The following is a 24,656-nucleotide window of genomic DNA, read 5'->3' on the forward strand; positions in this document are numbered from 1 at the left end:
GGTTGCTCTCAAACCTCCACACCGTATTCCGCTCCCGAGCGCTCCTCCTCGTAGCGTTCCCGCAGTTGGCCGGCATAGCGGCGCAGGCTGTCGGGGCTCAACGGCTGACCGCCGCGGCCGGAGACGTTGTAGCGGACGAAGAGACTCTTCGCGAGATCGTCGAAGGTCGGGTACTGGCCCAGGGCGTCGGTCAGTTCGACGAACGCGGCGTAAATGGTGTCGAGGCGCGAGGCGGCGCCGGCGGGACCCGCGGGCGCCGCGGCCGGCTGCTCTCGCGCGGCCACCGGTTCCGGCTCGGGCGCCGTGCGGTCGTCCGGCGCCGGGTACGCGCCGAGCTCGCCGGACTCGTCCGTGGGCAGCACCGGGACCGGGGTGAACCAGAGGTTCTCGTATCCGTCGCTCCCGTCGTCCTCCGCCGGCTGTCCGGGGTGGGCCCGGCCGTCGACGCTGTCCGGGCCGGGGGCGGCGGACTGCTCATGGCGCGTGGCTCCGGCGTCCTCGCCCTCTGCGGCGGCCTCAGCGGTGGCGCCGTCCGGTCCCCCGGGGCCGGCGGTGACGGCGGGCACGGTGGGAAGGGTGATGCCGGCGGCGGCGAGGCCGAGGGTGGCGGTTTCGGCGAGGGGGATGCCGTAGCGGGCCAGCCGCAGCGGCATGAGGGCTTCGATGGGTGCTTTGCGGCGCCAGGCGCGGCCGTAGCGGGCTTGGAGGCGGGCCTGGTAGACGAGGCGGTCCTGCTCGAGGCGGATGACCTGGTCGTAGGAGCGCAGCTCCCACAGTTTCATGCGGCGCCACAGCTTGAAGGTGGGGAAGGGGGCGAGCAGCCAGCGGGTGAGGCGGACCGACTCCATGTGCTTGTCGGCCGTCAGGTCCGCGACCCGGCCCACCGCGTGCCGGGCGGCCTCGACGCAGACGACGAACAGCACCGGGATGATGCCGTGCATGCCGACCCCGACCGGGTCGGGCCAGGCGGCCGCGCCGTTGAACGCGATGGTCGCGGCGGTCAGCAGCCACGCGGTCTGGCGCAGCAGCGGGAACGGGATCCGCATCCACGTCAGCAGCAGATCCAGCGCCAGCAGCACCACGATCCCGGCGTCCACCCCGATCGGGAAGACGTTCGCGAACCAGCCGAAGCCCTTGTTCTGCGCGAGCTCCCGCACCGCGGCATACGATCCCGCGAAACCGATCGCGGCGATCACCACCGCACCGGCGACGACCACACCGACAAGAATCCGGTGCGTCCGGGTCAAACGTATCGCGGGCACCCGCGACCCCTCCTGTAGGTGTCGTACATCAGTTCAGCGGTGCCCAGAGTCTCATGGGCCGAGCCCGCCGGAAGTGACACCCCTCGAACACCCCTGACATGAGACCGGCTCCCGCACCGCCGAGGGCGGTGCGGGAGCCGGTCACGGTGTCCGCGGAGAAGCGCCGTTACCGGGCGACGGACAGCGACAGCCCGAACCTGCCGCCCGTGTCCGTCCACCAGTGGCGCAGGTCGAGCCCGGAGGCGTCGAGCTCCTCGCGCAGGCCCTCCTCGCGGAACTTCGCGGAGATCTCGGTGCGCATCTCCTCGCCCGGCTCGAAGGTGACCGCGAGGTCGAGCTCGGGGATCTTCACCGTCAGGTGGGAGCGGGCCCGCAACCGCATCTCGATCCACTCGTGTTGCCGGTCCCACAGAGCGATGTGGTCGAACTCACCCGGGTCGAAGTCGGCGCCGAGTTCGCGGTTGATGACGTGCAGCACGTTCTTGTTGAACTCCGCGGTCACCCCGGCCGCGTCGTCGTAGGCGGCGACGAGGGTGGCCTCGTCCTTCACCAGGTCCGTGCCGATCAGCAGCGCGTCGCCGGGGGCGAGTCCGGCGCGGACCGCGGCCAGGAAGCGGGCGCGTTCGGCGGGCAGCAGATTGCCGAGGGTGCCACCGAGGAAGGCCACCAGCCGCGGCCCCTCGGCCCCGGGCACCCGCAGGTCGCCCAGGAAGTCGCCGATGAGGGCGTCGACACGTAGCCCGGGGTACTCCTTGAGCAGCGCTTCCCCGGCCTGTTGCAGGGCCGCCTCACTGACGTCCACGGGTGTGTACGTCTTCAGCGTCCCGGCGGCGAGCAGCGCGTCGAGGAGCAGCCGGGTCTTGTCGGACGATCCGGAGCCGAGCTCGATGAGGGTGGCCGCTCCCGTGGCGGCGGCTATCTCCTGCGCTCTGGTCTGCAGGATCTCCCGTTCCGCCCGGGTCGGGTAGTACTCCGGGAGCCGGGTGATCTCCTCGAAGAGCTCGCTGCCGCGGGCGTCGTAGAACCACTTGGGCGGCAGCCACTTGGGGTCGGCGGTGAGCCCTTCGCGTACGTCGGCGCGCAGGGCGTCGGCGGTGGCGTCGGCGGGCAGGCGGCGGGTGAGCGTGAAGGTACTCAACGGTTCGGCTCCTTGAGCGTCGTGAGCTGGATCTCGTCGGGGGTGGCGACGAGCAGGGTCCGGTCGGGGACCCTGACCCAGGTGTCCTCGTCGTCGTGGGGTTCCGAGACGACGAGGACCGAACGGCCCGGCTCGTGGCGGTAGTAGAGGGTGTCGCCCCAGGTGGTGGCGGCGATGACGGCACCGTCGGTGAGAAGGAGGTTGAGGCGCCCCCGGTCGTGCGGGGCGAGGTCGGCGATGGTGCCGGCGAGAGCGTCGCCCGGCGGCTCCCCGGCCCGCAGCCGGTGCAGTGCCAGGGCCCAGACGAACGCGGAGTCGCAGCGCGCGTCCAGGGAGAGCAGTTCCGCGGCGGAGAGCCGCGCGGCGGCGGGCTCCAGGGTCGCGGGCCAGCCGGTGAGCGCCCCGTTGTGGCTGAAGAGCCATCGGTCGGCGGCGAACGGCGCCGCGGCGTTCTCTCCCGCCGCACCGCCCTCGGTCGCGGAGCGGACGGCGGCCAGCAGCGCGCCGGTGCTGATGACGCGGGCGAGGTCGGGGAAGGAGGCGTCGGCCCAGATCGGTCCTTCGCGGCGGTAGCGGGCGGGCACCGGATCGCGGTCCGCGTACCAGCCGACGCCGAATCCGTCGGCGTTGACCGTTCCGTGGCGCTGCTCGCGGGGCGCCCAGGACTGCCGGTACAGACTGTGCTCCGGCTCGGTGAGCACGGTGCGCAGCGCGACGGGCGGCCCGAGATAGGCCAGATGCCGGCACATCAGCGGCTGTCCTGGGAGCGGGCGGTGCGGAAGCCGGAGAAGATCTGCCGGCGTACGGGGTGGTCCCAGTTGCGGAAGGTGCCGCGGCAGGCGACCTGGTCGACGGCGAACGCTCCGCCACGCAGCACCTTGTAGTCGCCGCCGTAGAAGACCTCGCTGTACTCCGGGTAGGGCCACGCGGCGAATCCGGGATAGGCCAGGAAGTCGCTGCCGGTCCACTCCCAGACGTCGCCGATGAGCTGGCGCACTCCGAGCGGGGAGGCTCCGGCGGGGTAGCTGCCGGCGGGGGCGGGCCGCAGGTGCCGCTGGCCGAGGTTGGCGTGTTCCGGTGCCGGGTCCTCGTCCCCCCACGGGTAGCGCCGGGAGCGGCCGGTGGCCGGGTCGTGGCGGGCGGCCTTCTCCCACTCGGCCTCGGTGGGCAGCCGGCGGCCGGCCCAGCGGGCGTAGGCGTCGGCCTCGTACCAGGACACGTGCAGGACGGGCTCGTCCGCGGGCACCGGTTCGGTGACGCCGAAGTGCCGGCGCAGCCACTGGCCGCCTTCCCGGCTCCAGTACAGCGGGGCGAACAGCCCGGCCCGCTGCCGGTGCTCCCAGCCGGGACCGGTCCACCAGCGCGGGTCGTCGTAGCCGCCGTCCGCGATGAACTCCAGGTAGGCGCCGTTGGTGACCGGCGTGGTGTCGATGTGGAAGGCGTCGACCTGGACGCTGTGGGCGGGGCGTTCGTTGTCCAGCGCCCAGGGTTCCGCGGAGGTGCCCATGGTGAACGGTCCGCCGGGCACCAGGACCTCGCGCGGCAGCGTCGCGGCGTCGGCGGGCGCGGCGGGCGGCGACGGGGCGCTGAGGACGGCGGGGCCGGTGCGCAGCTGATGGGTGATCAGCATGGTCTCGTCGTGCTGCTGCTCGTGCTGGGCGACCATGCCGAAGGCGAATCCCGCGACGAGGAGGCCGCTGCCGTGCAGCGGGGTCTTCTCGATGAGGTCCATGACCCGGCCGCGGACCTCGTGGTTGTACCCGCGGGCCTCACCGGGCGGCAGCAGGGGCAGCCGGGGCCGTTCCGCGCGGGGGTGCTCGAACGCGTCGTAGAGCGAGTTGATCTCACTGGGGAAGATCGGCTCGTGGCCGCCGACGGTGCGCAGCAGCCACAGCTCCTCCTGGTTGCCGATGTGTGCGAGGTCCCAGACCAGGGGTGACATCAGCGGTGAGTGCTGGGCGGTGAGGTCCGGGTCGTCGACGCATTCGGTCAGGGTCCGGGTGCGGGCGCGCGCGGTCGTCAGGGCCGCCGCGATGCGGGCGCGCAGCGCGTCCTCGTCCGGTCCGGGGGCGGTGCTGTCGTTCACGCGCGGTCCTCCTTGGTCGGCGTGCCGGTCCGGGCCGGCGGGCGGCCGGACGCGGAGCGGACCTGGTCGATCAGGTCGTCGGCGGGACATCGGCCGCGCGCGATGTAGCGCTCGGCGAATTCGGTGACGGTGGCCTGGACGTGCGCGGGTGCGCCGATCCGTGGCAGCGCGTCGAGGGCGGCCCGGAAGCAGGCGTCGGCAGCCCTGCGCAGGGCCGGGTCGGTCAGGCCGCGGCGGGCCGCGCGGACCCACAACGGGTTGCGCGGGGCGGGCGGGCCGCCCACGCCCAGCGGCAGCAGGGCCTGCAGCGCCGCCTGGTGGGCGACGGGGTCGTCGAACAGGGCGGTGACCACGGCCAGTGGCACGATCCAGCCGTCCTCGCCGGACTGCGCGTCGATCATGCGCAGTTCCAGGTGGCCCTGCGGGCGGACGGGCGGGAACAGGGTGGTCAGGTGGTAGCGCAGATCGTCGAGGGTGGGTGCGGAGCCGGCCGGGCCGCCGTTCCCGATCCAGTCACGGAAGGTGAGTTCGGTGGGTGCGGTCCAGGGCAGGCCGTCCTCCTGCCGGATGCACATCACCGGCGCGTCGAGGGCGTACCGGGCCCAGGCGGCGCGGGGTTCACGGTCCAGCGGCGGGGCGAGGGTGCGGGCGGTGTCCATCAGCGACCACACGGCCTGCCGGGTGGACCGCCAGCCGCTGGGGAGGCCCTGCCGCAGCGGTGAGTTGGCGAACGCGGCGACCAGGACGGGGCCGAGCAGATGGGCCAGCCGCCAGCGGGAACGGATGCCGTGCGGGCCGGGGCTGTCGGTGCCCGCGTCCACGCAGACCTGCACGGAGGCGGTGCTGCACATCATGGAACGGCCGGCGGTGCCCGCCCGGTCGAAGTACTCCTCCATCGCGACATAGCGCGGGAGGTCCAGGATGCGGCGCGGTGTGCGGTAGGGATCGTGGCCGTGGCCTGCGGCGACGAGGCCCCGCGCCTTGAGATGGCCGCGGACGGCGGCCAGGTCGGCCGAGGTCTCCTCGACGCACTGCGCGAGGGAGTCGGCGGGGCGGGAGCTGAGTTCTATCTGGCCGCCCGGCTCACGGGTGAGCCCGGCGTTCAGCGGAAGCTGTTCCAGGCCGCTGACGGCGTCTGCCAGCCGGCCGGGGTCGATGTGCAGGGCCGGGTCGTGCGCGTCATGCAGAAACCACTCGAGCTCGGTACCGATCCTGGTCGGTGGGCCGGTCTTGAAACAGATGCCGTGGATGAACAGCTCGGCCTCTGCCTCGGTGACCGGTCCGGCGGAACCGGGCTGCCGCCGGGCCGGTCGCCTGGCGGTGCCTGCCATGTCATGGCGCATGGTGATGTCTCCCATCGGGCCGTTGTAACGGCCGCTAACCAATGTGCCTCACTACGGCCGATCGCGCTCACTTTTTCTTATGGTTTGTTCGAATATGTTCACTTTTTGGCCGGTGTTCTCTTGCGTCACATGCCCCCCGCATGCGTCACCGGTCCCCCGACCGCATTCCCGGCCGCTTTTCGGCGAAACGGGCGATCCGGTCGGCCGCCTCGGCGAGCGCCGGCTCCGGCAGCGCGAAGTTCAGGCGTGCGTAGCCCTCCCCCGCCGCCCCGAACGTGGCGCCGTCCGTCAACTCCACCCCGCACGCGGCCAGCAGCACCTCGCGGATCCCGGCATGCGGCGCGACACCCTGCGGCAGGGCGCCGCCGAAAGCCGCTCCGCGCAGCCACAGCAGGAAGGACGCCTCCGGCACGCATGCGACCGCTCCGGGAACCGCGTCCGCCAACCGGGTGACGATCAGGTCCCGCCGGTCCGTCAGCCCGGCAGTGAGTGAACGCAGCCACGGCTCGCCGTGTTCCAGCGCGACCTCCTGGGCGAGCGCCCCGAGCAGTCGGCCGCCCTCGAAGAAGCCCCATCCCTCCAGCGTGGCGACGACACGTCGCCGCAGGTCGGCGTCGGGCACGAGGAGGAACGCGTCCGCCAGGCCGCTGACGTTGAACGCCTTGCCCACCGAGTGGACGACGACGGTGTGCCGCGCGAACTCCCCGGCGGCGTGGACGGCGGTGATGTGCCGGTGCCCGGGATGCACGATCTCGCAGTGCACCTCGTCGCTGATCAGCAGCCCACCGCAGTCGGCCGCCGCCGCGGCGAGCGCATGCAGTTCCGCGGCGTCCCAGACCCGACCGGTGGGATTGTGCGGGCTGCTCAGCGCCACCACGGCGCCCGGTTCCCGGCGGCACGCGTCGGCGAACCCGTCCACGGCCAGCCGGTATCCGCCGCCCGTCCGGTCGAACGGGATCTCCCGTACGGACCGGCCCGCGGCACCGGCGACGGCCGAGAAGCCGCCGTACTCGGGCGTCGGCGTCAGCACCGGGCCGCGCGGCGCCGGGCCGGCCGCGGCCGCGTCGAGCAGCACGCGTACCGCGGTGCGGGGACCGAACGGCAGCAGCACCACCCAGTCGGGGTCGATCGCGGCCGCGTGGCGGCGGGCGTACCAGCGTGCGACCAGCTCCCGGGCGGCGGGATCGGCCCGGGTGTACCCCAGCGCGCGATGGTCCAGCCGGTCCCGGAGCGCCGTGTAGAGGGCCGGAAATCCCGGCAGGTCCATATCGGCCACGCCCAGCGGGATCCGCCCGGCGTCCTGCTCCACGCCCGCGGTCAGCCACTTCACGCTCCGGGTGCCCGTCCGGTCCAGCCCGCGTCCGCCGTCCATCGGTCTCCCTGTCGTCGCCGCCGACCAGCCCGTCCGTCCCTGCCTACCCGTCCAGTCGAAGTAAACAGCGAAAATCGCTTGCCCCTCCGATCCGGAGGAGTAATTTTGATTACATGATTACAGCGAAGGATCGTGAAGCGGTACGCGGCTGGTTCGCCGGGCGCCTGCCGGAAGGACTGTTCACCGAGCTCCTGGACGTCACCGTCGACCGGGAGGAGATCACCGTCGTCGGCCGGATCCCCGAGCCCGAACTGGCCGCCGGCGTCTCACAGGCGGAGCGGGACGCGGCCCAGGAGGGACGCATCGCGGAGTTCCGCGGGCGCACCCGCGGCGCCCGCATGGAGGTGGCCCGGGAGGCCGAGGAGAAGTACGGGCGCAAGGTGTCGTGGGGTGTGCAGTGCGCGGACACCCGCAGCTGGTACACCACGGTCGCCGCGCCGGTCATGACGCGGCTGCGCCAGCCCGAGCGCCAGGTGCTCGACACGCTGATCGCCGGGGGCGTGGCCCGCAGCCGCAGCGACGCGCTGGCCTGGTGCGTACGGCTGGTCCAGCGCAACGCCGACGAGTGGCTCGGCGACCTGCGCGGCTCCCTGGAGCACGTCGAGCAGGTGCGCGCACAGGGGCCCGACACCGACTGACACCCGTCCGCCGCGGACCGACACCCCTTCGTGCCGGCGCCGTCCCGCCACCGCGGGACCGCGTCGGCACGCGCATGTCTCCCAGGCGCCGTTGACACGGCCTGCCCGGCTCCTTAAATTCAGGGGAACCGCATTGGTAAAGTTCCTTAACTTAAAACTCGGCACCCCTGCCCAGGCGCGAACCCCCCACGAGCCACTGGGAGATCCAGCGTGTTCCTCCGTCCGGCACCACACCATCGACGGCAGGCCACCGCGGCGGCACTCGCCGTCCTCGGTCTCGCCCTCGCCCTCGTCCTCCCCGCCAACGCAGCTCCCCCTGTCCCCGCCGCCGCCCGCCCGGCGGCACCGGTCACCGCGACCGCGTCGGGGCCGGGCTCGGCGACCGCCCTCACCGGCTACGCCATCCAGTCGTCCGCCAAGGTCGCCGACCCCCCACCGCGGTCTCCACGCCCGGCTACCCGGCCGCCGGCTGGTTCCCGGCCGGTCCGCGCTCCACCGTGCTCGCGGCACTGCTCGCCACCGGCCGCTACGCGGACCCGTTCTACTCGCAGAACCTCAAGAAGATCCCCACCGCGGACTTCGCCGTCCCGTGGTGGTACCGCTCCGACTTCACCGTCAGCGACACGTCCGCGCGCACCTATCTCGACTTCAGCGGCGTCGTCTCCGCCGCCGACGTGTACGTCAACGGCGTCCGGATCGCCACCAAGGACGCGGTGTCGGGCGCCTACACCCGGCATGAGCTGGATGTCACCGCGCAGGTCACGGCGGGTACCAACACCGTCGCCTTCCTCGTCCAGCCGAACGATCCGCGGAAGAACCTGACCATGGGGTGGATCGACTGGCTCCAGCCGCCGCCCGACGAGAACATGGGCCTGGTCCGGGACGTCCTGGTGCGCCGCGGCGGACCGGTGGCGCTGCGGGACGCGCATGTGGTCACCGCGCTGGCGCTGCCGTCCCTCGGCTCGGCCGACCTGACCGTGAAGGCACAGGTCCGCAACGACTCGGCGGACCCGGTCACCACGACCGTGTCCGGCACGATCGGCGCCATCACCTTCAGCCAGAACGTCAGCCTCGCGGCACACCAGACGAAAGCCGTCGCCTTCGCGCCGTCCGGCTACCCCCAACTGCGGCTGAACCAGCCGGCGGTGTGGTGGCCGGCCGGCCTGGGCGCCCAGGCGATGTACGACCTGCAGCTGACCGCCACCGTCTCGGGCACCGCCTCGGACAGCGCCCAGGAGCGCTTCGGCATCCGGGACGTCAAGGCACCGGTGGACGGCAACGGCGCGCGCCAGTACTCCGTCAACGGCCGCAAGCTGCTCATCAAGGGCGGCGGCTGGTCACCCGACGTGTTCCTGCGCTGGGACCGCACGTACACCGAGGACCGGCTGCGGTACGCGCTGGATCTGGGCCTCAACACCATCCGGCTCGAAGGCCATATCGAACCGGACGAGTTCTTAGACCTCGCCGACCGGTACGGCATCCTGACGATGCCCGGCTGGGAGTGCTGCGACAAGTGGGAGGGCAACGTCAACGGCGGCGAGCCCGGCGACAAGTGGACCGCGGCCGACTACCCCGTCGCCAAGGCGTCCATGGCCGGTGAGGCCGCCCGGCTGCGCGACCACCCCAGCGTCATCTCGTTCCTCATCGGCAGCGACTTCGCCCCGGACGCCACCATCGAGAAGGGGTACGTCGACGCTCTGAAGGCCGCCGACTGGCCGACACCCGTGGTCGCGGCCGCCTCCGCCAACTCCGCGCCGCTGTCGGGTCCGTCCGGCATGAAGATGAGCGGGCCCTACGACTGGGTGCCGCCCAACTACTGGTACGCCAAACGTGAGGGCGGCGCCACCGGCTTCAACTCCGAGACCAGCGCCGGTCCCGACATCCCCACCATGGACACACTGCGCCGCACGCTGTCCCCCGCCGAACTCGAAACCCTCTGGAAGGACCCCACCGCCCCGCAGTACCACCGCTCGCCCTCGTCGACCTTCAAGGACCTCAAGCTCTTTGGCAACGCGCTGACCGGCCGCTACGGCAAGCCGACCGGCCTGGACGACTACGTCCGCAAGGCGCAGCTGGCCCAGTACGAGGCCGTACGCGCCCAGTTCGAGTCCTACGGCCGCAACGCCTCCGACAGCTCCCAGCCGGCCACCGGAGTCATCTACTGGATGTTCAACAGCGGCTGGACCTCACTGCACTGGCAGCTCGTCGACCGCTATCTCGACCAGGGCGGCGCCTACTTCGGCGCCAAGAAGGCCAACGAACCGCTGCACGTCCAGTACTCGTACGACTCCCGCTCGGTGGTCCTGGTCAACAACCGGCACGCGCCCGCGTCCGGACTGACCGCCCGGGTGAGCCTGTACAACACCGACGGGACCATGAAGTACGACAGGACCAGTACCGGACTGACCGTCGGCGGCGACGGCGCCAAGACCACCGCACTCACCGTGCCGGCCACGGTCAGCGGGCTGTCCACCACCTATCTGGCCAAGCTGGTGCTGACGGACTCCTCGGGCGCCGAGGTCAGCCGCAACGTGTACTGGCTCTCCACCCGGCAGGACGTCCTGGACTGGAACAACACTGACTGGTACTACACCCCCACGACCGCCTACGCCGACCTCAAGGGACTCAGCTCCCTGGCCCCGGCCACCGTCACCGCGACGGCACGGACCACCGCAGGAAGCGACGGTACGTCCACGACCGCGGTCACCCTCAGCAACACGGGCACGGGCAAGGCGCCCGCGCTGCTGACCGACGTCCATCTGGTGGACGGCGCCGGCGCCCCGGTGCTGCCGGTGACCTGGTCCGACAACGAGGTGAGTCTCTGGCCCGGCGAGTCGGTGACGCTCACCGCCTCGTACCGGACCGCGGACCTGCACGGCTCGGCGCCCCGCGTGCGGGTCTCGGGCTGGAACACCGCCACCGCCACCGTCCCCGCGAACCGGTAGTCCCCGCGAACCGGTAGCCGCCGCTACGCACGGATGCCGGCCCGGCCGCTGGTCACAGCGGCCGGGCGCGGCATCGTGGGCTTACGGGTAGCTGACGAGGTCGGCGACGTTGCTGCCGAGTTGGACGGGCCGCCGGTGGAGTTGATGACGTGGTTGATGGTTCCGGTGCCGCCCAGGGAGACGGTCACCATGTTGTGGAACTTCACACCCGAGGTGTTCGGTACTTCGAAGGAGTGTTCCTCGACGACCGCGGGATTGCTGCTGAAATAGCAGTAGCTGCCGAATCCCCATGCCTCATGGCTGGTGACCGAGTCCCCGACCTTGTAGGCGGCGTAGCCTCTGGTGCCGCCGTTCATCCAGGCCGCCTGGTTGGGCGGATCGTAGGGAAGCTCGTTCTGGTAGAAGTACGTGCGGCCGCCGTTGCCGTTCCAGATGGTCTGGTACTGCTGGTAGTGCTCGACGAACAGCCCGTACATCGTGACGTTGTTGCCGTTCACCACCAGGCCGGTGGCCGCGGTGTTGGACGTCCATCCGACGCCGCTGCCGTGGTCGGCCCGCCACAGCCACATGTGGTCGCCGATGACGTTGGAGCTGTTGACCACCAGGCTCTGGGTGGCCTTCCCGACGCCCGCGCCGCCGATGCGGAAGAACACGTCGTGCAGGGAGGTCGGGTCGGCCGAGTGGCTCTGGCTCGAGCCGGCCGGGCCGACCTGCATGAGCGTCGCGGAGTTCACCGAACCGGCGTCGATCAGCAGTCCGGCCATCTTCACTCCGTCGACGTCCGCGACCGACATCGCGGTCACGCCGTTGTCCGGGACGAGCGTGGCGAGGCCCAGGCCGAGGACGACGGTGTCAGGACGGGTCACCCTGATCGTGTCGTTGAGGTGGTAGACGCCCGGGGTGAAGAGCAGGTCCTTGCCCTGCGCGAGGGCCCCGTTGATGTCGGCCGAGGTCGCGCCCTGCTTGACGATGAAGAACTGGCTGATGGGCAGCGAGGAGCCGGCGGCCGTGCCGTTGGCCCACGTGGTGCCCTGCGAGTTCGACCGCAGCGCGGGGACGAACACCTGGTAGGCGCCCGACGCGTCGATGTAGAGGAACGGCTTCTCCCGCGTGACCGGGGTCTGGTTCACGGTGGTGTAGGGCGGGTTGGGGAAGGTGTTGGCGGGCGCGTTGGTGTCGCCCACGAAGACCATGTTCCAGTTGGATCCGGTCCAGCTGCCCCACTGGCTGTTCCGTGACAGCCACTGCTGCTGCGAACCGGAGCGCACCTGGCCGTCGACCTTGGAGTCGGCCATGAAGCCGCCGCTGGACCAGCCGCCGTCGTCCAGTGCGAGATTGCCGCGCACATGCATACGCCGGTACGGCGCGGCCTGCGAGACGGCCCACCGGTCGGTGCCCGAGGTGGGGTTGACGGAGAGGTTCTCGGCGGAGCGCCAGAAGTTCTGGGTGGCGTTGCCCTGGAACCAGTCGGCTTCCGCGTGCACACCGCCGTTGATGGTGACCGCGTCGGGCGACAGGCCGAGACCGGCAACCTGCGTGTAGAAGCCGACGTTGACGTCGGCGTTGTAGGTGCCCGGCTTGAACAGCAGCGCGAAGCGGTTGGCGCCGAACTGGTTGGTCTCCTGCTGGCTGAAGACGGTGTTCAGCCGGCTCTGGATCGTCGACGCGGACATCGACGGGTCGAAGACGGAGACGTTCGGGCCCAGGTCGGGGGTGCCGGGCGGGTTGTCCGGCGGGGTGCCGGTCACCGGGGTCACCTGGAAGGACTGGGCCGTGGTGCCGTTGCAGGCCCACTGCTGCAGCTGGACGCTGTTGGCGGTCGAGGCGCTCGGCACATCCAGGCACTTGCCGCTGTTGCGGCTGACGAAGTGGTACGAGCCGCCGGTCTCCTCGACCGGCAGCCACTGCTGGTTGTTGCCGCCGCCGTAGGTCCACAGGTGGATCAGGCCGCCGTCGGCGGTGGAGACATCGGCGACGTCCCACACCTGGGCGGCGTTGCCCTGGCTGTTGACCCGGACGTAGCCGTCACTGGTGGCCTGGAACTGCCACTGCTGCGCGGCGGTGCCGTTGCAGGTGTACTGCTGCACGGCGGTGCCGTTGGCCGTCGAGGCGGCGCGGGCGTCCGCGCACAGGCCGCTGTTCTTGTTGGCGACGATGACCGGCCCGGTGGGCAGGGCCGCCGCCGACGCCTTGCCGGCCGGCGCCAGGAGCGTCCAACAGGTCAGGGCGAGGACGACGAACGCCAGCGCCAGGGGTGCCGCTCTTCGGGCGGTGAGCGGATGGTTCGAGTGTCGTGCGGTCACGGAGTACTCCTGTCGTTGTGGGGTGCGGCGGTCATCAGCTGGGGAGCACCCACTGCTGATTGGCCGACCCCGCGCAGTCCCACAGCTGGAGGCGCGTGCCGTTGGCCGAGCTCTGCCCGGTGGCGTCGAGGCAGCGGCCCGAGGCGGGGTTCACCAGCGTGTTGCCGGAGCGGGTCCACTTCTGGGCACCGCCGCCGGAGCAGTCCCACAGCTGGATCTTCGTGCCGTTGGCGGTGCCCTGGCCGGTGGCGTCCATGCACTTGCCCAGCGCCTTCAGGGAGCCGTCAGCTGAGACGGTCCAGTTCTGGGCGCCGGTGCCGTTGCAGTCGTAGACCTGTACGGCGGTGCCGTTGGCCGAACTCGCGGCCGCCACGTCGACGCACTTGCCGGCGATGCCGGTGATCCGCCCGGTGGGCTCGGTCCCGCCGCCACCGTTGTTGCCGGTGATCGCGTTGAAGGTGCGGGCGAACTGGTACGGGCTCTGCGAGGTGCCGCTGCAGCTGTCGGACAGGGTGCCGTTGCTGGCACAGGCCTTGTCACGGCCCAGTGCCCAGAAGGACAGCTCCTGGATGCCGTGGCTTGCGGCGAAGGTCTCCAGCGAGGTGGCGTTGGCGGTGGTGAAGACCTCGTTGGTCGAGTCGTTCACCCCGATCATGGGGGTGTTGCCCTCCATGGCCCACAGCTGGTCGGAGGTCTTGGTGTTCCAGATCTGGCCGAGTTGGCCGTGCAGGGCGGTGGCGGCGTTGATGGCGGCCTGGCCCATGTCCATCGAGGGCCCGTAGTCCATCGTCATGATGTTGACGACGCTGACGTTGAGGCCGCGGCTCTTCGCGTTGTTCAGCAGGCTGATGGAGTTCGACTCCAGCCCGGTCGGGTTGACCGGGAGTGTGTAGTCGACGGCGAGGGTGCGGCCGGCCGCCGCGTACTGCTGCTGCAGCGCGGCGAGCGCCTGGTTGCGGCGGTCGTTGGCGGCGGTGTCGTTGAGCGCCCCGCCTTCGATGTCCAGGTCGATCCGGGTCAGGTTGAGGGTGTCGACGACGCGCTTGTACTGCGCCTGCAGCGTGGAGACCGACGTACACGCCTGGCCGAGTTCGGTTCCGGCGGCGCCGCCGAAGGAGGCGATGACATCGCCGCCGGAGGCGCGCAGGCTGTTGATCGCGTTGGTCCAACCGGCGTCACCGATATCGGTGTTGCCGTTGAACGTCGCGTTGCACCCGCCGCCGATGACGAAGGCGAGCGTGAAGTACTTGAGACCGGTGGCGGCCTGCGCACTGGCCATCGCCGAGGGCGAGTTCCAGGTCTCGACGTAAGGAGCCGCGTAGTGCGCGGGGAATCCGGGTCCGGGGTTGGCGGCGGCGTTCGCGGCCGGGCTGCTGCCGAGCAGCAGCCCCCCCCGGACATGATCGGGATCGCTGCGGCGACCAGGGTTTTCTTCAGGCGTGACCAGGGCATGGCTGTCCTTCGGAACGTGCGCCGGGAAGCGCGTGGGGGTGCCCGCCGCCCCAGGGGTGGCGGAGTCCTGACCGGTGGTGCGCAGGCCGCGGCACGCCCCGGTGTGGTGCGGCTCCGGGCGTGTCGTGGCCGGTGGTGCGACCGGTGCACGGCCGGTGCGCGGCCGTGCATCAGCTGTGGTGGGACGAGCCGCCGGTGATCTGGTGGGGGGGGTCGGCGGCGGCCGCCGGAGAAGGCCGCGTAAGGAAGTTGCGGAAGCGCGGCTTCTTTTATCACCACTTAGTTCAAGTGGTGATTGAACTCGCGTGATCATGGTCGCGTCAAGGGTCTGGACCAATCAAATGGAACTCTCCCCACCACGGCCTTTCCGCTGCCGCCGCGCCCGCGCGACAGGTGGTGGCCGTACCCGGGCCGTTGGGTGAAGATGACTTCTGGACGCCCACCCCCTGCAGACAGGCCCTCTCATGAGCCCTTCCCCTCAGTCATCCGGGACCACGAGGTACGACGTCATCGTGATCGGCGCGGGCCCGGTGGGCGAGAACCTCGCGGACCGCACCCGCGCCGCGGGCCTCACCACCGTCGTCGTGGAGAGCGAACTCATCGGCGGCGAATGCTCCTACTGGGCCTGCATGCCCAGCAAGGCGCTGCTGCGCCCGGTGGCCGCGCTGGCGGGCGCCCGCGGCGTCGCCGGTTCCCGCGAAGCGGTGAGCGGCGGTCTCGACGCCGCCGCGGTGCTGGCCCGGCGCGACAGTTTCGCCTCACACTGGAAGGACGACGGACAGGCCGCCTGGCTGAAATCCGTCGATGTCGACCTGGTACGCGGCGAAGGGCGGCTCGACGGGCCGCGCCAGGTCGTCGTCCGCGCACCCGACGGAACGGAGCGGACGCTGACCGCCCGGCACGCGGTCGCGGTCTGCACCGGCAGCCGCGCCGTCCTGCCGGAGCTGCCCGGCCTCGACGCGGCACACCCGTGGACGAGCCGGGAGGCCACGTCCTCGCCGGCCGTGCCCGGCCGGCTGGTCGTGGTGGGCGGCGGCGTGGTCGGCGTCGAGATGGCAACGGCCTGGCGGGCGCTGGGCTCCGAGGTCACCCTGCTGGTGCGCGGCGCCCAACTGCTGCCCAGGATGGAACCGTTCGCAGGCGAGTCCGTCGCGACATCACTCACCGAGGCGGGAGCCGTCGTCCGCACCGGAGTCGACGTGGCGGCCGTCCGCCGGGAGTCGCCGTCCGCACCGGTGACGGTGATCCTGGAGGGCGGGGAGGAGATCGAGGCGGACGAGGTCCTCTTCGCCACCGGCCGCGCCCCGCGGACGGACGGACTCGGCCTGGAGACCGTCGGGCTCACCGATGGATCATGGCTGGAAGTCGACGACTCCTGCCGGGTCACCGCCGTCGACGGCGGCTGGCTGTACGCGGTCGGCGACGTCAACCACCGCGCGCTGCTGACCCACCAGGGCAAGTACCAGGCGCGGATCGCGGGCGCCGCCATCGGCGACCTGGCGGCCGGCCGGCCGCTGGACACCTCACCGTGGGGCCCGCACACGGCGACCGCCGATGTCGCGGCGGTGCCGCAAGTGGTGTTCACCGAACCCGAGATCGCCTCCGTCGGCCTGACCTCCCAGGAGGCCGAACGCGCCGGGCGCCGGATCCGCGTCATCGACCACGACCTCGGCCAGGTCGCCGGCGCGTCCCTCTACGCGGACGGCTACCGCGGCCAGGCCCGCATCGTCATCGACCTGGACCGCGGCCACCTCATCGGCGCCACCTTCACCGGCCCCGGCGTCAGCGAACTGCTGCAGTCCGCCACCATGGCCGTCGCGGGCGAGATCCCCATGGACCGCCTCTGGCACGCCGTCCCCGCCTACCCGACGATCAGCGAGGTCTGGCTGCGCCTGCTGGAGGCCTACCGGCAGTAGCCCGCTCAGCGGGCGGCCCTGGCCGCGCGTGCCTGACCGCCCGAGGAGGCGTTCGGAGCGGGTTCCGGCGCGGGCGCGGCCCTGACGGCCCGGGCCGTCAGGCGGGCGCGCCGAACCAGTCCAGGCAGACGACCAATGCGTCGTCGTCGCCCTGGGACGAGCCGCGGTGTGTGGTGAGTTCCCTCAGTACGGCCCGCGGCACATCGGCCGCGGGCAGGAGCCGTGTGGCCAGCAGCGCGCGGGCCAGTGCCCGGTCGCCGTACGCCTCACCGCCGGCATTGGTGACGGCGTGCACCCCGTCGCTGACGAACAGCAGCCGGTCGCCGGGCAGCGCCTGGATCGACTCGGGTTCGTAGTGGGTGCCGTCGAACATGCCCAGCGGGAGCTGGGCGTCGAACGTCAGGGGCCGTACCGTTCCGTCCCGCAGCACGAACGCCCTCGGTGATCCCGCGTCGATGATCTCCACCAGACCGGTGGCCAGCTCGAACCGCAGCAGCAGGCACGCCAGGTGCCAGGTGCCGCGGTGCTGGCCGTACACCGCCTGGTCGGCGAGCGCGGCCTGGTCGGCCAGCGGGAGTCCGGCGCGCCGGGCGTTGCGCAGCGCGCCCACACCCAGGCTGGTGAGCAGCGCGGCGTTGATGCCGTCGCCCATCCCGTTGGTGATCGACAGGGTGAGCGCGTCGGGCGAGGCGGACCAGTCGAAGTTGTCCCCGAAGGTGTCGTACGCCGGCTCCAGCTGCGCTCCGAGGGCGAACTCGGGACGGGTGCAGGAGCGGGCGGGCAGCAGCTGCCACTGCATCTCGGCGGCGAGGGTGAGCCGGTCCAGCCGGCGCGCCTGGACGTAGAGGTCGGTGTCGCGCTCGGCGACCACCACCTCGCGGGCGAGCAGCCCGGCGATCTCCAGCAGTTCCGCGGTGGCGGCCGGGTCCGGCGGCTGCGCGAACATGACACTCAGCACGCCGAGCCGGTCACCGCGCGCGGTGACCGGCAGGTGCAGGACACTGCGGCCGTCCCGCCGCTCGGCGTACGGTTCCTGCGAGCCGAAGGCCCGGCCCGCGCCCGATCCGTCCACCGGCAGCGGCGGTACGCCGTGCGGCGGGACCGTCATCGCCTGCAGATGGCCCAGGCCGTAGTCGGCCATCAACAGCTCCGCGTCCAGGGCGTCGTGGCAGCGGGCCAGGACCGGCCGCAGGGCGTCGAGCAGGGCGGGAGGTGTCGCGTCGCGCAGGGCGCGCTCGGAGTCCTGGAGTGCGTTCACTGGTGGCCGGCCACGCCTTCGGTCGTTGGGGCGGTACTCACCGGCGGGAGCCGGAAAGCTGACAGTTGGGGTCGGACAGTGCGAAGGTGAAGGCTATGCACTCCTCCCGATCCGCAACCCACCTCGAGGAGGCGGCAGGCGCCGCCTCGGAGATCACTGAGCTTCTCGAGGTGTTGTGGGGCCGTGGACGTGACGATTCCGCGGCTCCGGTGTCCGCCTCGCAGCTGCGTGTGCTGTTCATACTCGCGGACAACGAGGGCATCAATCTCCGCACCCTGTCCGAGGCGCTGGGCTCGGCCCCGCCGTCCGTCAGCAGACTCTGCGACCGGCTGCAGGCCGTCGGATACCTGGAGCGCGATCCCAATCCGGCGAGCCGGCGCGAGGTCCGGCTGCGGCTCAGCGGACGCGGCGTGAAGTTCCTCGACGAGTTGCGGGCCCGCCGCCGCGAGCAGCTGTCGCAGGTGCTGGCCACGATGGAGCCGGCCGCGCGGACGGACCTGCTGAGCGGGTTGCGCGCGTTCCGGGACGCCGCCGCTTCCGAGGCGTCCCCGCTCCCGGCGCACACGGTCGCCGCGCACATCGCGTAAGCGCCGTCCACGGCGCGTGGGCTGTTCACCGCAGTGACGTTCACCGCAGCCGGAATCCGATGATGCAGGTGTCGTCGTCGGTGTCGGAGTTGCTGTGGGTGAGCAGCCGGTCGAGGTCCTCCTCCAGGTCGCCGGTGGGCGGCCCGGCATCGCGCAGCAGCTGCTCCAGGGACTGGTTGACGGTACGGTCCCGGCGTTCCAACAACCCGTCGGTGTAGAGCAGCAGGGTGTCACCCGGCTCCAGGACGACCGTCTCCTCCGCGTAGCTCGCCTCGGCGACGGCGCCGAGCAGGATGCCGGCGGGCAGCGGCAGCACCGTGGACCGCGCGCCGCGGACCAGGACCGGCGGCGGGTGCCCGGCCCGGGCCCAGCGGACGACCCGGGTCGACGGGTCGTAGAGCCCGCAGACCACGGTGGCGGTGACGTGTTCGGTGAGCCGGTGGGCGACGGTGTTGAGCCAGCCCAGCATCCGGCCGGGTCCCGCACCGGTCGCGGCCAGACCGCGCAGGGCGTTGCGCAGCACGACCATGCCGGTGGCGGCGTCGATGCCGTGCCCCGCGATGTCACCGACCACCAGCAGCACCTGCTTGCTGGGCAGCACGACGGCGTCGTACCAGTCACCGCCGACCAGGTGGCCCTTCTCCGCGGGCCGGTAACGGACGGCGACCTGCAGCCCGGACGCGTCGATGGGCGCGGGGGCCGCCGGCATGATGGCGCGCTGGAGCTGCAGGGCGAGCAGATCGCGTTCGCCGGCCCGCTGCTCGGAGTCGGCGAGCTGGTTGCGGGTGGCCGCCAGGGCGACCTCCGTCCAGTGCTGCGCGGAGACGTCCTGGTAGGCGCCGTGCACGGTCATCGGGCCGCCTTCCGGGCCGGCCGCCGGTTCCGCGACCACCCGGATGTACCGGACGACTCCGTCGGGGCGCAGCAGCCGGAAGGCCGTCGACGCGGAACCGCGCTGGTGCAGCACCTCCCGCAGAAACCTTCCGATGATGTCGGCGTCGTCGGGGTGGGCGTGGTGGCGCAGCCGTTCCAGCGGGATCGGCGCGGAGTCCGGCGGCAGCCCGTAGATGTCGAACAGCTGGCTGTTCCAGATGACCTCGCCGGTGGCCGGGGTCTCCTCGAAACCGCCGATCCGGCCGAGGCGCTGGGTGTGCTCGACCAGTGCCGCCAGCCGGGTCGCCTCGTTGTGGGTGCGCCAGCTCACCAGCAGGGCGTCACCGTACCGTCCGATGCCCAGCGCGGCGGTCGGGTGCGGCGCCGTGCTCTCGGCGGCGGCCGGCAGCACCGTCCGCTTGGTGCGGAACGGCTCGCCGGTGCTGTGGACGCGCAGCGCCCGCTCGTACAGGCCGCCGTCCGCGGCCGCGAGCGGGTAGGCCTCCAGCAGTGGTCGTCCGGTGATGTCGGCCCGCGGGCGGCCGGCGAAGTCCGTGAAGTGCTCGTTGGTGTACGTGATCCGGAAGTCGCAGACCTGACCCTGGTCGTCCAGCAGCGGTTGGAGGACCAGCGCCGGGTCCAGGAGACCTTCGGCGAGGCCGCCGAGCCGGGCGGCGCTGTCGGCCCGGACCGGTTCGCCGCCGGGTGCGGCGGTGCCGGTCCCCTCCAGCGTGTGGGCGCACAGTCCGGCAAGGGCGGTGAGCTGGCGGTGGACGGCGCGCGGCAGCGGTGTGCCGGGCTCCGGCCAGCACACCTCCAGGACGCCGACCGTGCGGCCGGCCCGCTGCGCGGGGATCAGCGCCCGGGCGCCGGCACCGCTGCCGGACAGGCCGATGGACGCGGCCGACGCCGGCGGGGCGCCGTGCCACAGCGTCCGCCCCGACAGCAGCGCCTGCTGGGCGAGCGTCCCGACGCGCGGCGGCACGTAGCGCCAGCGGACGGCCTCCGCCGCGGGGAATCCCGCGCTGCCGGCGAGGGTGAGCGAACCGTCCTGGTCGGCCTGCCACACCGCGGCGGCGGTGGCGCCCAGCGGCTCCAGCGCGTGGACGAGAAGTGACTGCGCGACCGTCTGCGCGTCGGTGCCGCTGAGCGCTCCGGCCTCCGCGATCCGCAGCCGGACGGAAACGGGAGGCGCCGCCCGGTCGGCGCCGTCGTCCGGTGCCGGGACGGCCCGCGACAACGGGTCGTGCGCCGCTTCGTTGACGATGTCGGCGGCCAGCTCGGCGGTCGGCAGCCCGGCGCGGGCGGCGAGTTCCTCCAGGTGCCTGGCGGCCTCGGCGGGTCCGTCCACGCCGCGTTCGACCAGGATGCCCTTCGCCACGTCGAGCAGCCCCTGCGTGGCGGCCGCGCTCTCCTGCGCGTCGAGCCTGCGGCGCAGCCGTTCCACGACCGCCGCCAGCCGTTCCACACCGGACCCGCCCGTGCCGGTCCCCGCGAGCGGTCCGGGGGGCACCGGCCGCTCGGTGTCCGGCGCGGATTCGGGGGTGGGGTCGTTCACGGGCGCGGGTCCTTCGGGTCGGGAGAGCGGTTCCGGCCGGGCGTCCGCCGCCGGATGCGGTGTCGACGGCCCAGGTGGTGCGGGTGAGGTGGGTGGCGTGGGTGGCGGGTGCCGGCTGCGCTACCGCAGCCAGCGCCGTATACAGGCCACCAGGGCTGCGGAGTCCACCGGTTTGGTGACGTAGTCGTTGGCGCCGGAGGCCAGGCTCTTCTCCCGGTCCCCGTGCATGGCCTTGGCGGTCACCGCGATGATCGGCAGATCGGCGTAGTGGGGCATCGCGCGGATCGCGGCGGTGGCCGCGTACCCGTCCATCTCCGGCATCATCACATCCATCAGGATCAGGTCGATGCCGGGGTTCAGGTCCAGGGCGTCGATGCCCTTGCGACCGTCCTCCGCGTGCAGGACCCGGACCCCGTGGAGTTCGAGCATGCTGGTGAGCGCGAAGACATTGCGGGTGTCGTCGTCGATGACCAGGATCGTCCGGCCGTCGAGTCCGACGGCGGCGGCGCCGCGGGCGGTCTCCCGCGGCCGGTAGGACTTCAGGTGGCGGGCGATGCGCTCCCGCAGTTCGTCCAGTCCTGAGAGCACTTCCAGCGGACGGGTGCGGGCCCGCTCGGCGATCTGCCGTTCCCGCTCGGGGTCGAGCCGCCGGGTGGGGTGGACGAGGACCGGTACCTCGCGCAGCGCCGGTTCGCTCATGATCGCGTCGAGCGAGCGCAGACCGGCCTCGCCGTTCGCGTCGAGTCCGAGCACCACGCAGTCGTACGGCTCGGTGGCGAGCGCCTCCACGGCCTCCGCCGCCCCCGCGGCGCTGCGCAGCCGGACCCGGCCGCGCGGATCGGCCGGACCGCGGCCGTGGTCGAGTTCCGCGACGACGCTCTCGGCGACGAGCGAGAGCAGTCCGCGGGGCTGGTCCTCGATGACGAGCAGCCGGCGCCGCTCGGTCTCCCGCTCCCCCTCGCGGTCATGGCCGCGGTTGCGGTTCTGGTCCCGTTCCCGGTCCGGTTCCGGGGACGACAGGACGAGCGGTTCGGCTGTCGCGTCGCCGGTCGCCGCCGCGTGCAGCGCGGCGAAGTCGGGCTGGGCGACGGGCAGATGGAAGGTGAAGACGCTGCCCTCGCCGGGGACGCTGGCCGCCTGGATGGAACCACCGAGCAACTGGGCGATCTCCCGGCTGATGGACAGGCCCAGGCCGGTGCCGCCGTAGCGGCGGCTGGTGGTGCCGTCGGCCTGCTGGAACGCCCCGAAGATCGCTTCGAGCTGTTGTTCCGCGATCCCGATCCCGGTGTCGCGGACCTCCAGGGCCAGCATGGGCCCCTGGGAGAGCGCCGCCGCCGGGAGGTCGCCGGGCGGGGCCACGAAGACGCGCAGCGCGACCTCGCCCGCTTCGGTGAACTTCACGGCATTGGACATCAGATTGCCCAGCACCTGCCGCAGCCGGGCGTCGTCGGTGAGGACCTCCATCGGCGTACCGGACGCCACCTCGACCCGGAACTCCAGGCCCTTCTGCGAGGTCAGCGGACGGAAGGTGGACTCCACGTAGTCCACGAGCTGGCGCAGCGGCACCCATTCGGGGGCGACGTCCATCCGGCCCGCCTCGACCTTGGACAGGTCGAGGATGTCGTTGATCAGCTGGAGGAGGTCGGATCCGGCGGAGTGGATGACGCCGGCGTACTCGACCTGCTTGGGCGTGAGGTTGTGGTGCGGGTTCTGGGCGAGCAACTGGGCCAGCACCAGCAGGCTGTTGAGCGGGGTGCGCAGCTCGTGGCTCATGTTGGCGAGGAACTCGGACTTGTACTTGGAGGCGAGCGCGAGCTGCTGGGCGCGCTCCTCCAGCTCCTGGCGGGCCTGCTCGATCTCCAGGTTCTTGGTCTCGATGTCGCGGTTCTGGGTCGCCAGCAGCGCCGCCTTCTCCTCCAGTTCGGCATTGGAGCTCTGCAGCTCCTCCTGCCTGACCTGCAGTTCGCTGGAACGGGCCTGCAACTCGGCGGCGAGCCGCTGCGACTCGCCGAGCAGCTCGTCGGTGCGGGCGTTGGCCACGATGGTGTTGACGTTGGCGCCGATGGTCTCCATCAGCTGGTCCAGGAAGTCCCGGTGGATCTGGGTGAAGCGGTGCACCGAGGCGAGCTCGATGACGCCCAGCACCTGGCCCTCGACGACGATCGGCAGCACGATCAGGCTGGCGGGCGGCGTGTGGCCGAGCCCGGAGGAGATCACATAGCCGGCCGGGATGTCGTCGACGGCGATGGTGCGGCGGCTGCGGGCCGCCTGTCCGACGAGGGACTGGCCGAGCTTGAACCTGCTGGGCCGGTCCTGCGATCCGGTACCGGACGGATAGCCGTAGGAGCAGATCAGCTGCAGCTCGGTGCCCTCGGGGGCGTCCTCGGCGAGGTAGAACGCGCCGTACTGCGCGGCGACGAGCGGCGTCAGCTCGTCCATGATCAGTTCGGCGACGACGCCCAGGTCCCGGCGGCCCTGCATGAGGCCGGAGATCCGCGCGAGGTTCGACTTGAGCCAGTCCTGCTCCTGGTTGGCCCGGGTCGTCTCGCGCAGCGACTCCACCATCGAGTTGATGTTGTCCTTGAGGTCGGCGACCTCGCCGGAGGCGTCCACCGAGATCGACCGGGTCAGGTCGCCCTCCGCGACGGCACCGGTGACCTCGGCGATGGCGCGGACCTGCCGCGTGAGGTTCCCGGCCAGCTCGTTGACGTTCTCCGTGAGCCGCTTCCAGGTGCCCGAGACGCCCTCGACCTCGGCCTGGCCGCCGAGCCGGCCCTCGCTGCCCACCTCGCGGGCGACGCGGGTGACCTCGGCCGCGAACGACGACAGCTGGTCGACCATCGTGTTGATCGTGGTCTTGAGCTCGAGGATCTCACCGCGCGCGTCCACGTCGATCTTGCGGGTGAGGTCGCCCCGGGCGACGGCCGTGGTCACCTGCGCGATGTTGCGGACCTGGCTCGTGAGGTTGTTCGCCATGGAGTTGACGTTGTCGGTCAGGTCCTTCCAGGTGCCGGCCACGTTCGGCACCCTGGCCTGTCCGCCGAGCATGCCCTCGGTGCCGACCTCGCGGGCGACCCGGGTCACCTCGTCGGCGAAGGCGGACAGCGTGCCGACCATGGTGTTGATCGCCTCGGCGAGCGCGGCGACCTCTCCCTTGGCCTCGACACTGATCTTCTGCGACAGATCGCCCTTGGCGACGGCCGTCGAGACCTGGGCGATCGAGCGGACCTGGGTGGTGAGATTGCCCGCCATGACGTTGACGGAGTCGGTGAGGTCCTTCCAGGTGCCGGACACGCCCGGTACGACCGCCTGGCCGCCGAGCCGGCCGTCGCTGCCGACCTCGCGGGCCACCCGGGTCACTTCGGAGGTGAAGAGCGACAGCTGGTCGACCATCCCGTTGAAGACGGTGGCGATCTCGCCGAGCAGCGCCGTGTCACCGGGCAGCCGGGTACCGAAGTCGCCGTCACGGACGGCGGTGAGGCCGGCGAGCAGCCGCCGGAGCTCCGCCTCGCCGACCGGTCCGCCGCGGTCGGCGGAGTCCGCCGTGTGGTCCGGGGCCCGGTCGTCCGTGCGGTTCTGCGCACCGCCTGACCGGCCGCGCGGTGGTTTCACCCGTGCGTCCGCATCCACCATGTCGCCCATGTCAGTCCCCATCCCGCCATCACGTCGTCACCGCATGTCGAGCGGGTGCCCGAGGCTCTTCCATCTTCATTGCCACATGACAAATGTTGCCTTGCACTTCGCAGGCTAGCCCAGCATCCCGCCTTCCCGCGCCACACGCCAGAACTTCTTCCACGGCCGCCGCGCGAGGCAGGGGTCGCAGGGGTGCGATCCTTTGGTACGGGGCGGGCAGACTCCCCATCGAGCACAATGCATCCTTGAGGGCGGAAGCCGCGGTGTGGTCGCGGACGGGGCCGCTGTCGAT

At 71.9% G+C, this 24,656-nt stretch carries 13 protein-coding genes and 2 pseudogenes; 4 read left to right on the forward strand and 11 right to left on the reverse strand.

Annotated elements, in window-relative coordinates:
• Nucleotides 1-8: 8 nt before the first annotated feature.
• The 6 genes from C8250_RS05755 to C8250_RS05780 all read right to left on the reverse strand — a co-directional run bounded on the left by C8250_RS05755 (nucleotide 9) and on the right by C8250_RS05780 (nucleotide 7,201).
• On the reverse strand, nucleotides 9-1,262 hold the full coding sequence (locus C8250_RS05755) for a DUF2637 domain-containing protein (protein WP_138353410.1): 1,254 nt from the start codon (nucleotides 1,260-1,262) through the stop codon (nucleotides 9-11).
• Between the two features lie 166 nt (nucleotides 1,263-1,428).
• Complete coding sequence (gene egtD, locus C8250_RS05760) at nucleotides 1,429-2,400, reverse strand: L-histidine N(alpha)-methyltransferase (RefSeq protein WP_138353409.1); 972 nt, start codon at nucleotides 2,398-2,400, stop codon at nucleotides 1,429-1,431.
• Nucleotides 2,397-3,149, reverse strand: coding sequence for an ergothioneine biosynthesis protein EgtC (gene egtC, locus C8250_RS05765; protein ID WP_138353408.1), 753 nt, complete (start codon nucleotides 3,147-3,149; stop codon nucleotides 2,397-2,399). Before egtC ends, egtD begins: the two co-directional genes overlap by 4 nt.
• Entirely contained in the window at nucleotides 3,149-4,486 is a 1,338-nt protein-coding gene (egtB, locus tag C8250_RS05770) for an ergothioneine biosynthesis protein EgtB (protein ID WP_244808984.1), read from the reverse strand. The genes egtC and egtB overlap by 1 nt, the downstream gene beginning before the upstream one ends.
• Entirely contained in the window at nucleotides 4,483-5,817 is a 1,335-nt protein-coding gene (egtA, locus tag C8250_RS05775; RefSeq protein WP_138353486.1) for an ergothioneine biosynthesis glutamate--cysteine ligase EgtA, read from the reverse strand. The genes egtB and egtA overlap by 4 nt, the downstream gene beginning before the upstream one ends.
• A 157-nt stretch (nucleotides 5,818-5,974) precedes the next feature.
• Nucleotides 5,975-7,201: an aminotransferase class I/II-fold pyridoxal phosphate-dependent enzyme gene (locus C8250_RS05780; protein WP_138353406.1), complete on the reverse strand. Its 1,227-nt coding sequence runs from the start codon at nucleotides 7,199-7,201 to the stop codon at nucleotides 5,975-5,977.
• A gap of 113 nt (nucleotides 7,202-7,314) precedes the next feature.
• On the opposite strand from C8250_RS05780, the gene C8250_RS05785 reads away from it, so the two are divergent.
• Both C8250_RS05785 and C8250_RS05790 read left to right on the forward strand, forming a co-directional pair.
• Nucleotides 7,315-7,839: a hypothetical protein gene (locus C8250_RS05785; protein WP_138353405.1), complete on the forward strand. Its 525-nt coding sequence runs from the start codon at nucleotides 7,315-7,317 to the stop codon at nucleotides 7,837-7,839.
• Nucleotides 7,840-8,049: 210 nt separating this feature from the next.
• Nucleotides 8,050-10,784, forward strand: a pseudogene (locus tag C8250_RS05790) (exo-beta-D-glucosaminidase).
• 81 nt (nucleotides 10,785-10,865) lie between these two features.
• On the opposite strand, the pseudogene C8250_RS05795 reads toward C8250_RS05790, so the two are convergent.
• Both C8250_RS05795 and C8250_RS05800 read right to left on the reverse strand, forming a co-directional pair.
• A pseudogene (locus C8250_RS05795) lies at nucleotides 10,866-13,030 on the reverse strand (RICIN domain-containing protein).
• Between the two features lie 91 nt (nucleotides 13,031-13,121).
• On the reverse strand, nucleotides 13,122-14,366 hold the full coding sequence (locus C8250_RS05800) for a ricin-type beta-trefoil lectin domain protein (RefSeq protein WP_244808985.1): 1,245 nt from the start codon (nucleotides 14,364-14,366) through the stop codon (nucleotides 13,122-13,124).
• A 637-nt stretch (nucleotides 14,367-15,003) separates the two neighbouring features.
• On the opposite strand from C8250_RS05800, the gene C8250_RS05805 reads away from it, so the two are divergent.
• Nucleotides 15,004-16,455 (forward strand): NAD(P)/FAD-dependent oxidoreductase, encoded by a 1,452-nt coding sequence (locus C8250_RS05805; RefSeq protein WP_138353403.1) that lies wholly within the window; start codon nucleotides 15,004-15,006, stop codon nucleotides 16,453-16,455.
• A 97-nt stretch (nucleotides 16,456-16,552) separates the two neighbouring features.
• Here C8250_RS05805 and C8250_RS05810 read toward each other — a convergent pair whose 3' ends face one another.
• Nucleotides 16,553-17,713 (reverse strand): PP2C family protein-serine/threonine phosphatase, encoded by a 1,161-nt coding sequence (locus C8250_RS05810; protein ID WP_138353402.1) that lies wholly within the window; start codon nucleotides 17,711-17,713, stop codon nucleotides 16,553-16,555.
• Between the two features lie 95 nt (nucleotides 17,714-17,808).
• Between C8250_RS05810 and C8250_RS05815 the strand changes: the two genes are divergently transcribed.
• On the forward strand, nucleotides 17,809-18,300 hold the full coding sequence (locus C8250_RS05815) for a MarR family transcriptional regulator (protein WP_138353401.1): 492 nt from the start codon (nucleotides 17,809-17,811) through the stop codon (nucleotides 18,298-18,300).
• A 40-nt stretch (nucleotides 18,301-18,340) separates the two neighbouring features.
• Here the strand turns inward: C8250_RS05815 and C8250_RS05820 are convergent, their stop codons facing one another.
• Together C8250_RS05820 and C8250_RS05825 are read right to left on the reverse strand one after the other, a co-directional pair.
• Nucleotides 18,341-20,731, reverse strand: coding sequence for a SpoIIE family protein phosphatase (locus C8250_RS05820; protein ID WP_244808986.1), 2,391 nt, complete (start codon nucleotides 20,729-20,731; stop codon nucleotides 18,341-18,343).
• A 120-nt stretch (nucleotides 20,732-20,851) separates the two neighbouring features.
• The gene (locus C8250_RS05825; RefSeq protein WP_232486185.1) at nucleotides 20,852-24,373 is read right to left on the reverse strand and encodes a HAMP domain-containing protein; all 3,522 of its coding nucleotides are present in this window, start codon (nucleotides 24,371-24,373) and stop codon (nucleotides 20,852-20,854) included.
• Nucleotides 24,374-24,656: the final 283 nt, after the last annotated feature.

Source organism: Streptomyces sp. So13.3 (genome assembly GCF_005860785.2).
GTDB classification, from domain to species: domain Bacteria; phylum Actinomycetota; class Actinomycetes; order Streptomycetales; family Streptomycetaceae; genus Actinacidiphila; species Actinacidiphila fildesensis.

What these genes read in the sequence shown, in the direction of transcription:
- C8250_RS05780 (WP_138353406.1), bottom strand. Translation starts at nt 7,201, where the DNA reads ATGGACGGCGGACGCGGGCTGGACCGGACGGGCACCCGGAGCGTGAAG.
- C8250_RS05815 (WP_138353401.1), top strand. Translation starts at nt 17,809, where the DNA reads ATGCACTCCTCCCGATCCGCAACCCACCTCGAGGAGGCGGCAGGCGCC.
- C8250_RS05800 (WP_244808985.1), bottom strand. Translation starts at nt 14,366, where the DNA reads ATGGCCAGTGCGCAGGCCGCCACCGGTCTCAAGTACTTCACGCTCGCC.
- C8250_RS05805 (WP_138353403.1), top strand. Translation starts at nt 15,004, where the DNA reads ATGAGCCCTTCCCCTCAGTCATCCGGGACCACGAGGTACGACGTCATC.
- egtC (WP_138353408.1), bottom strand. Translation starts at nt 3,149, where the DNA reads ATGTGCCGGCATCTGGCCTATCTCGGGCCGCCCGTCGCGCTGCGCACC.
- C8250_RS05785 (WP_138353405.1), top strand. Translation starts at nt 7,315, where the DNA reads ATGATTACAGCGAAGGATCGTGAAGCGGTACGCGGCTGGTTCGCCGGG.
- egtA (WP_138353486.1), bottom strand. Translation starts at nt 5,817, where the DNA reads ATGGCAGGCACCGCCAGGCGACCGGCCCGGCGGCAGCCCGGTTCCGCC.
- C8250_RS05825 (WP_232486185.1), bottom strand. Translation starts at nt 24,373, where the DNA reads ATGGGCGACATGGTGGATGCGGACGCACGGGTGAAACCACCGCGCGGC.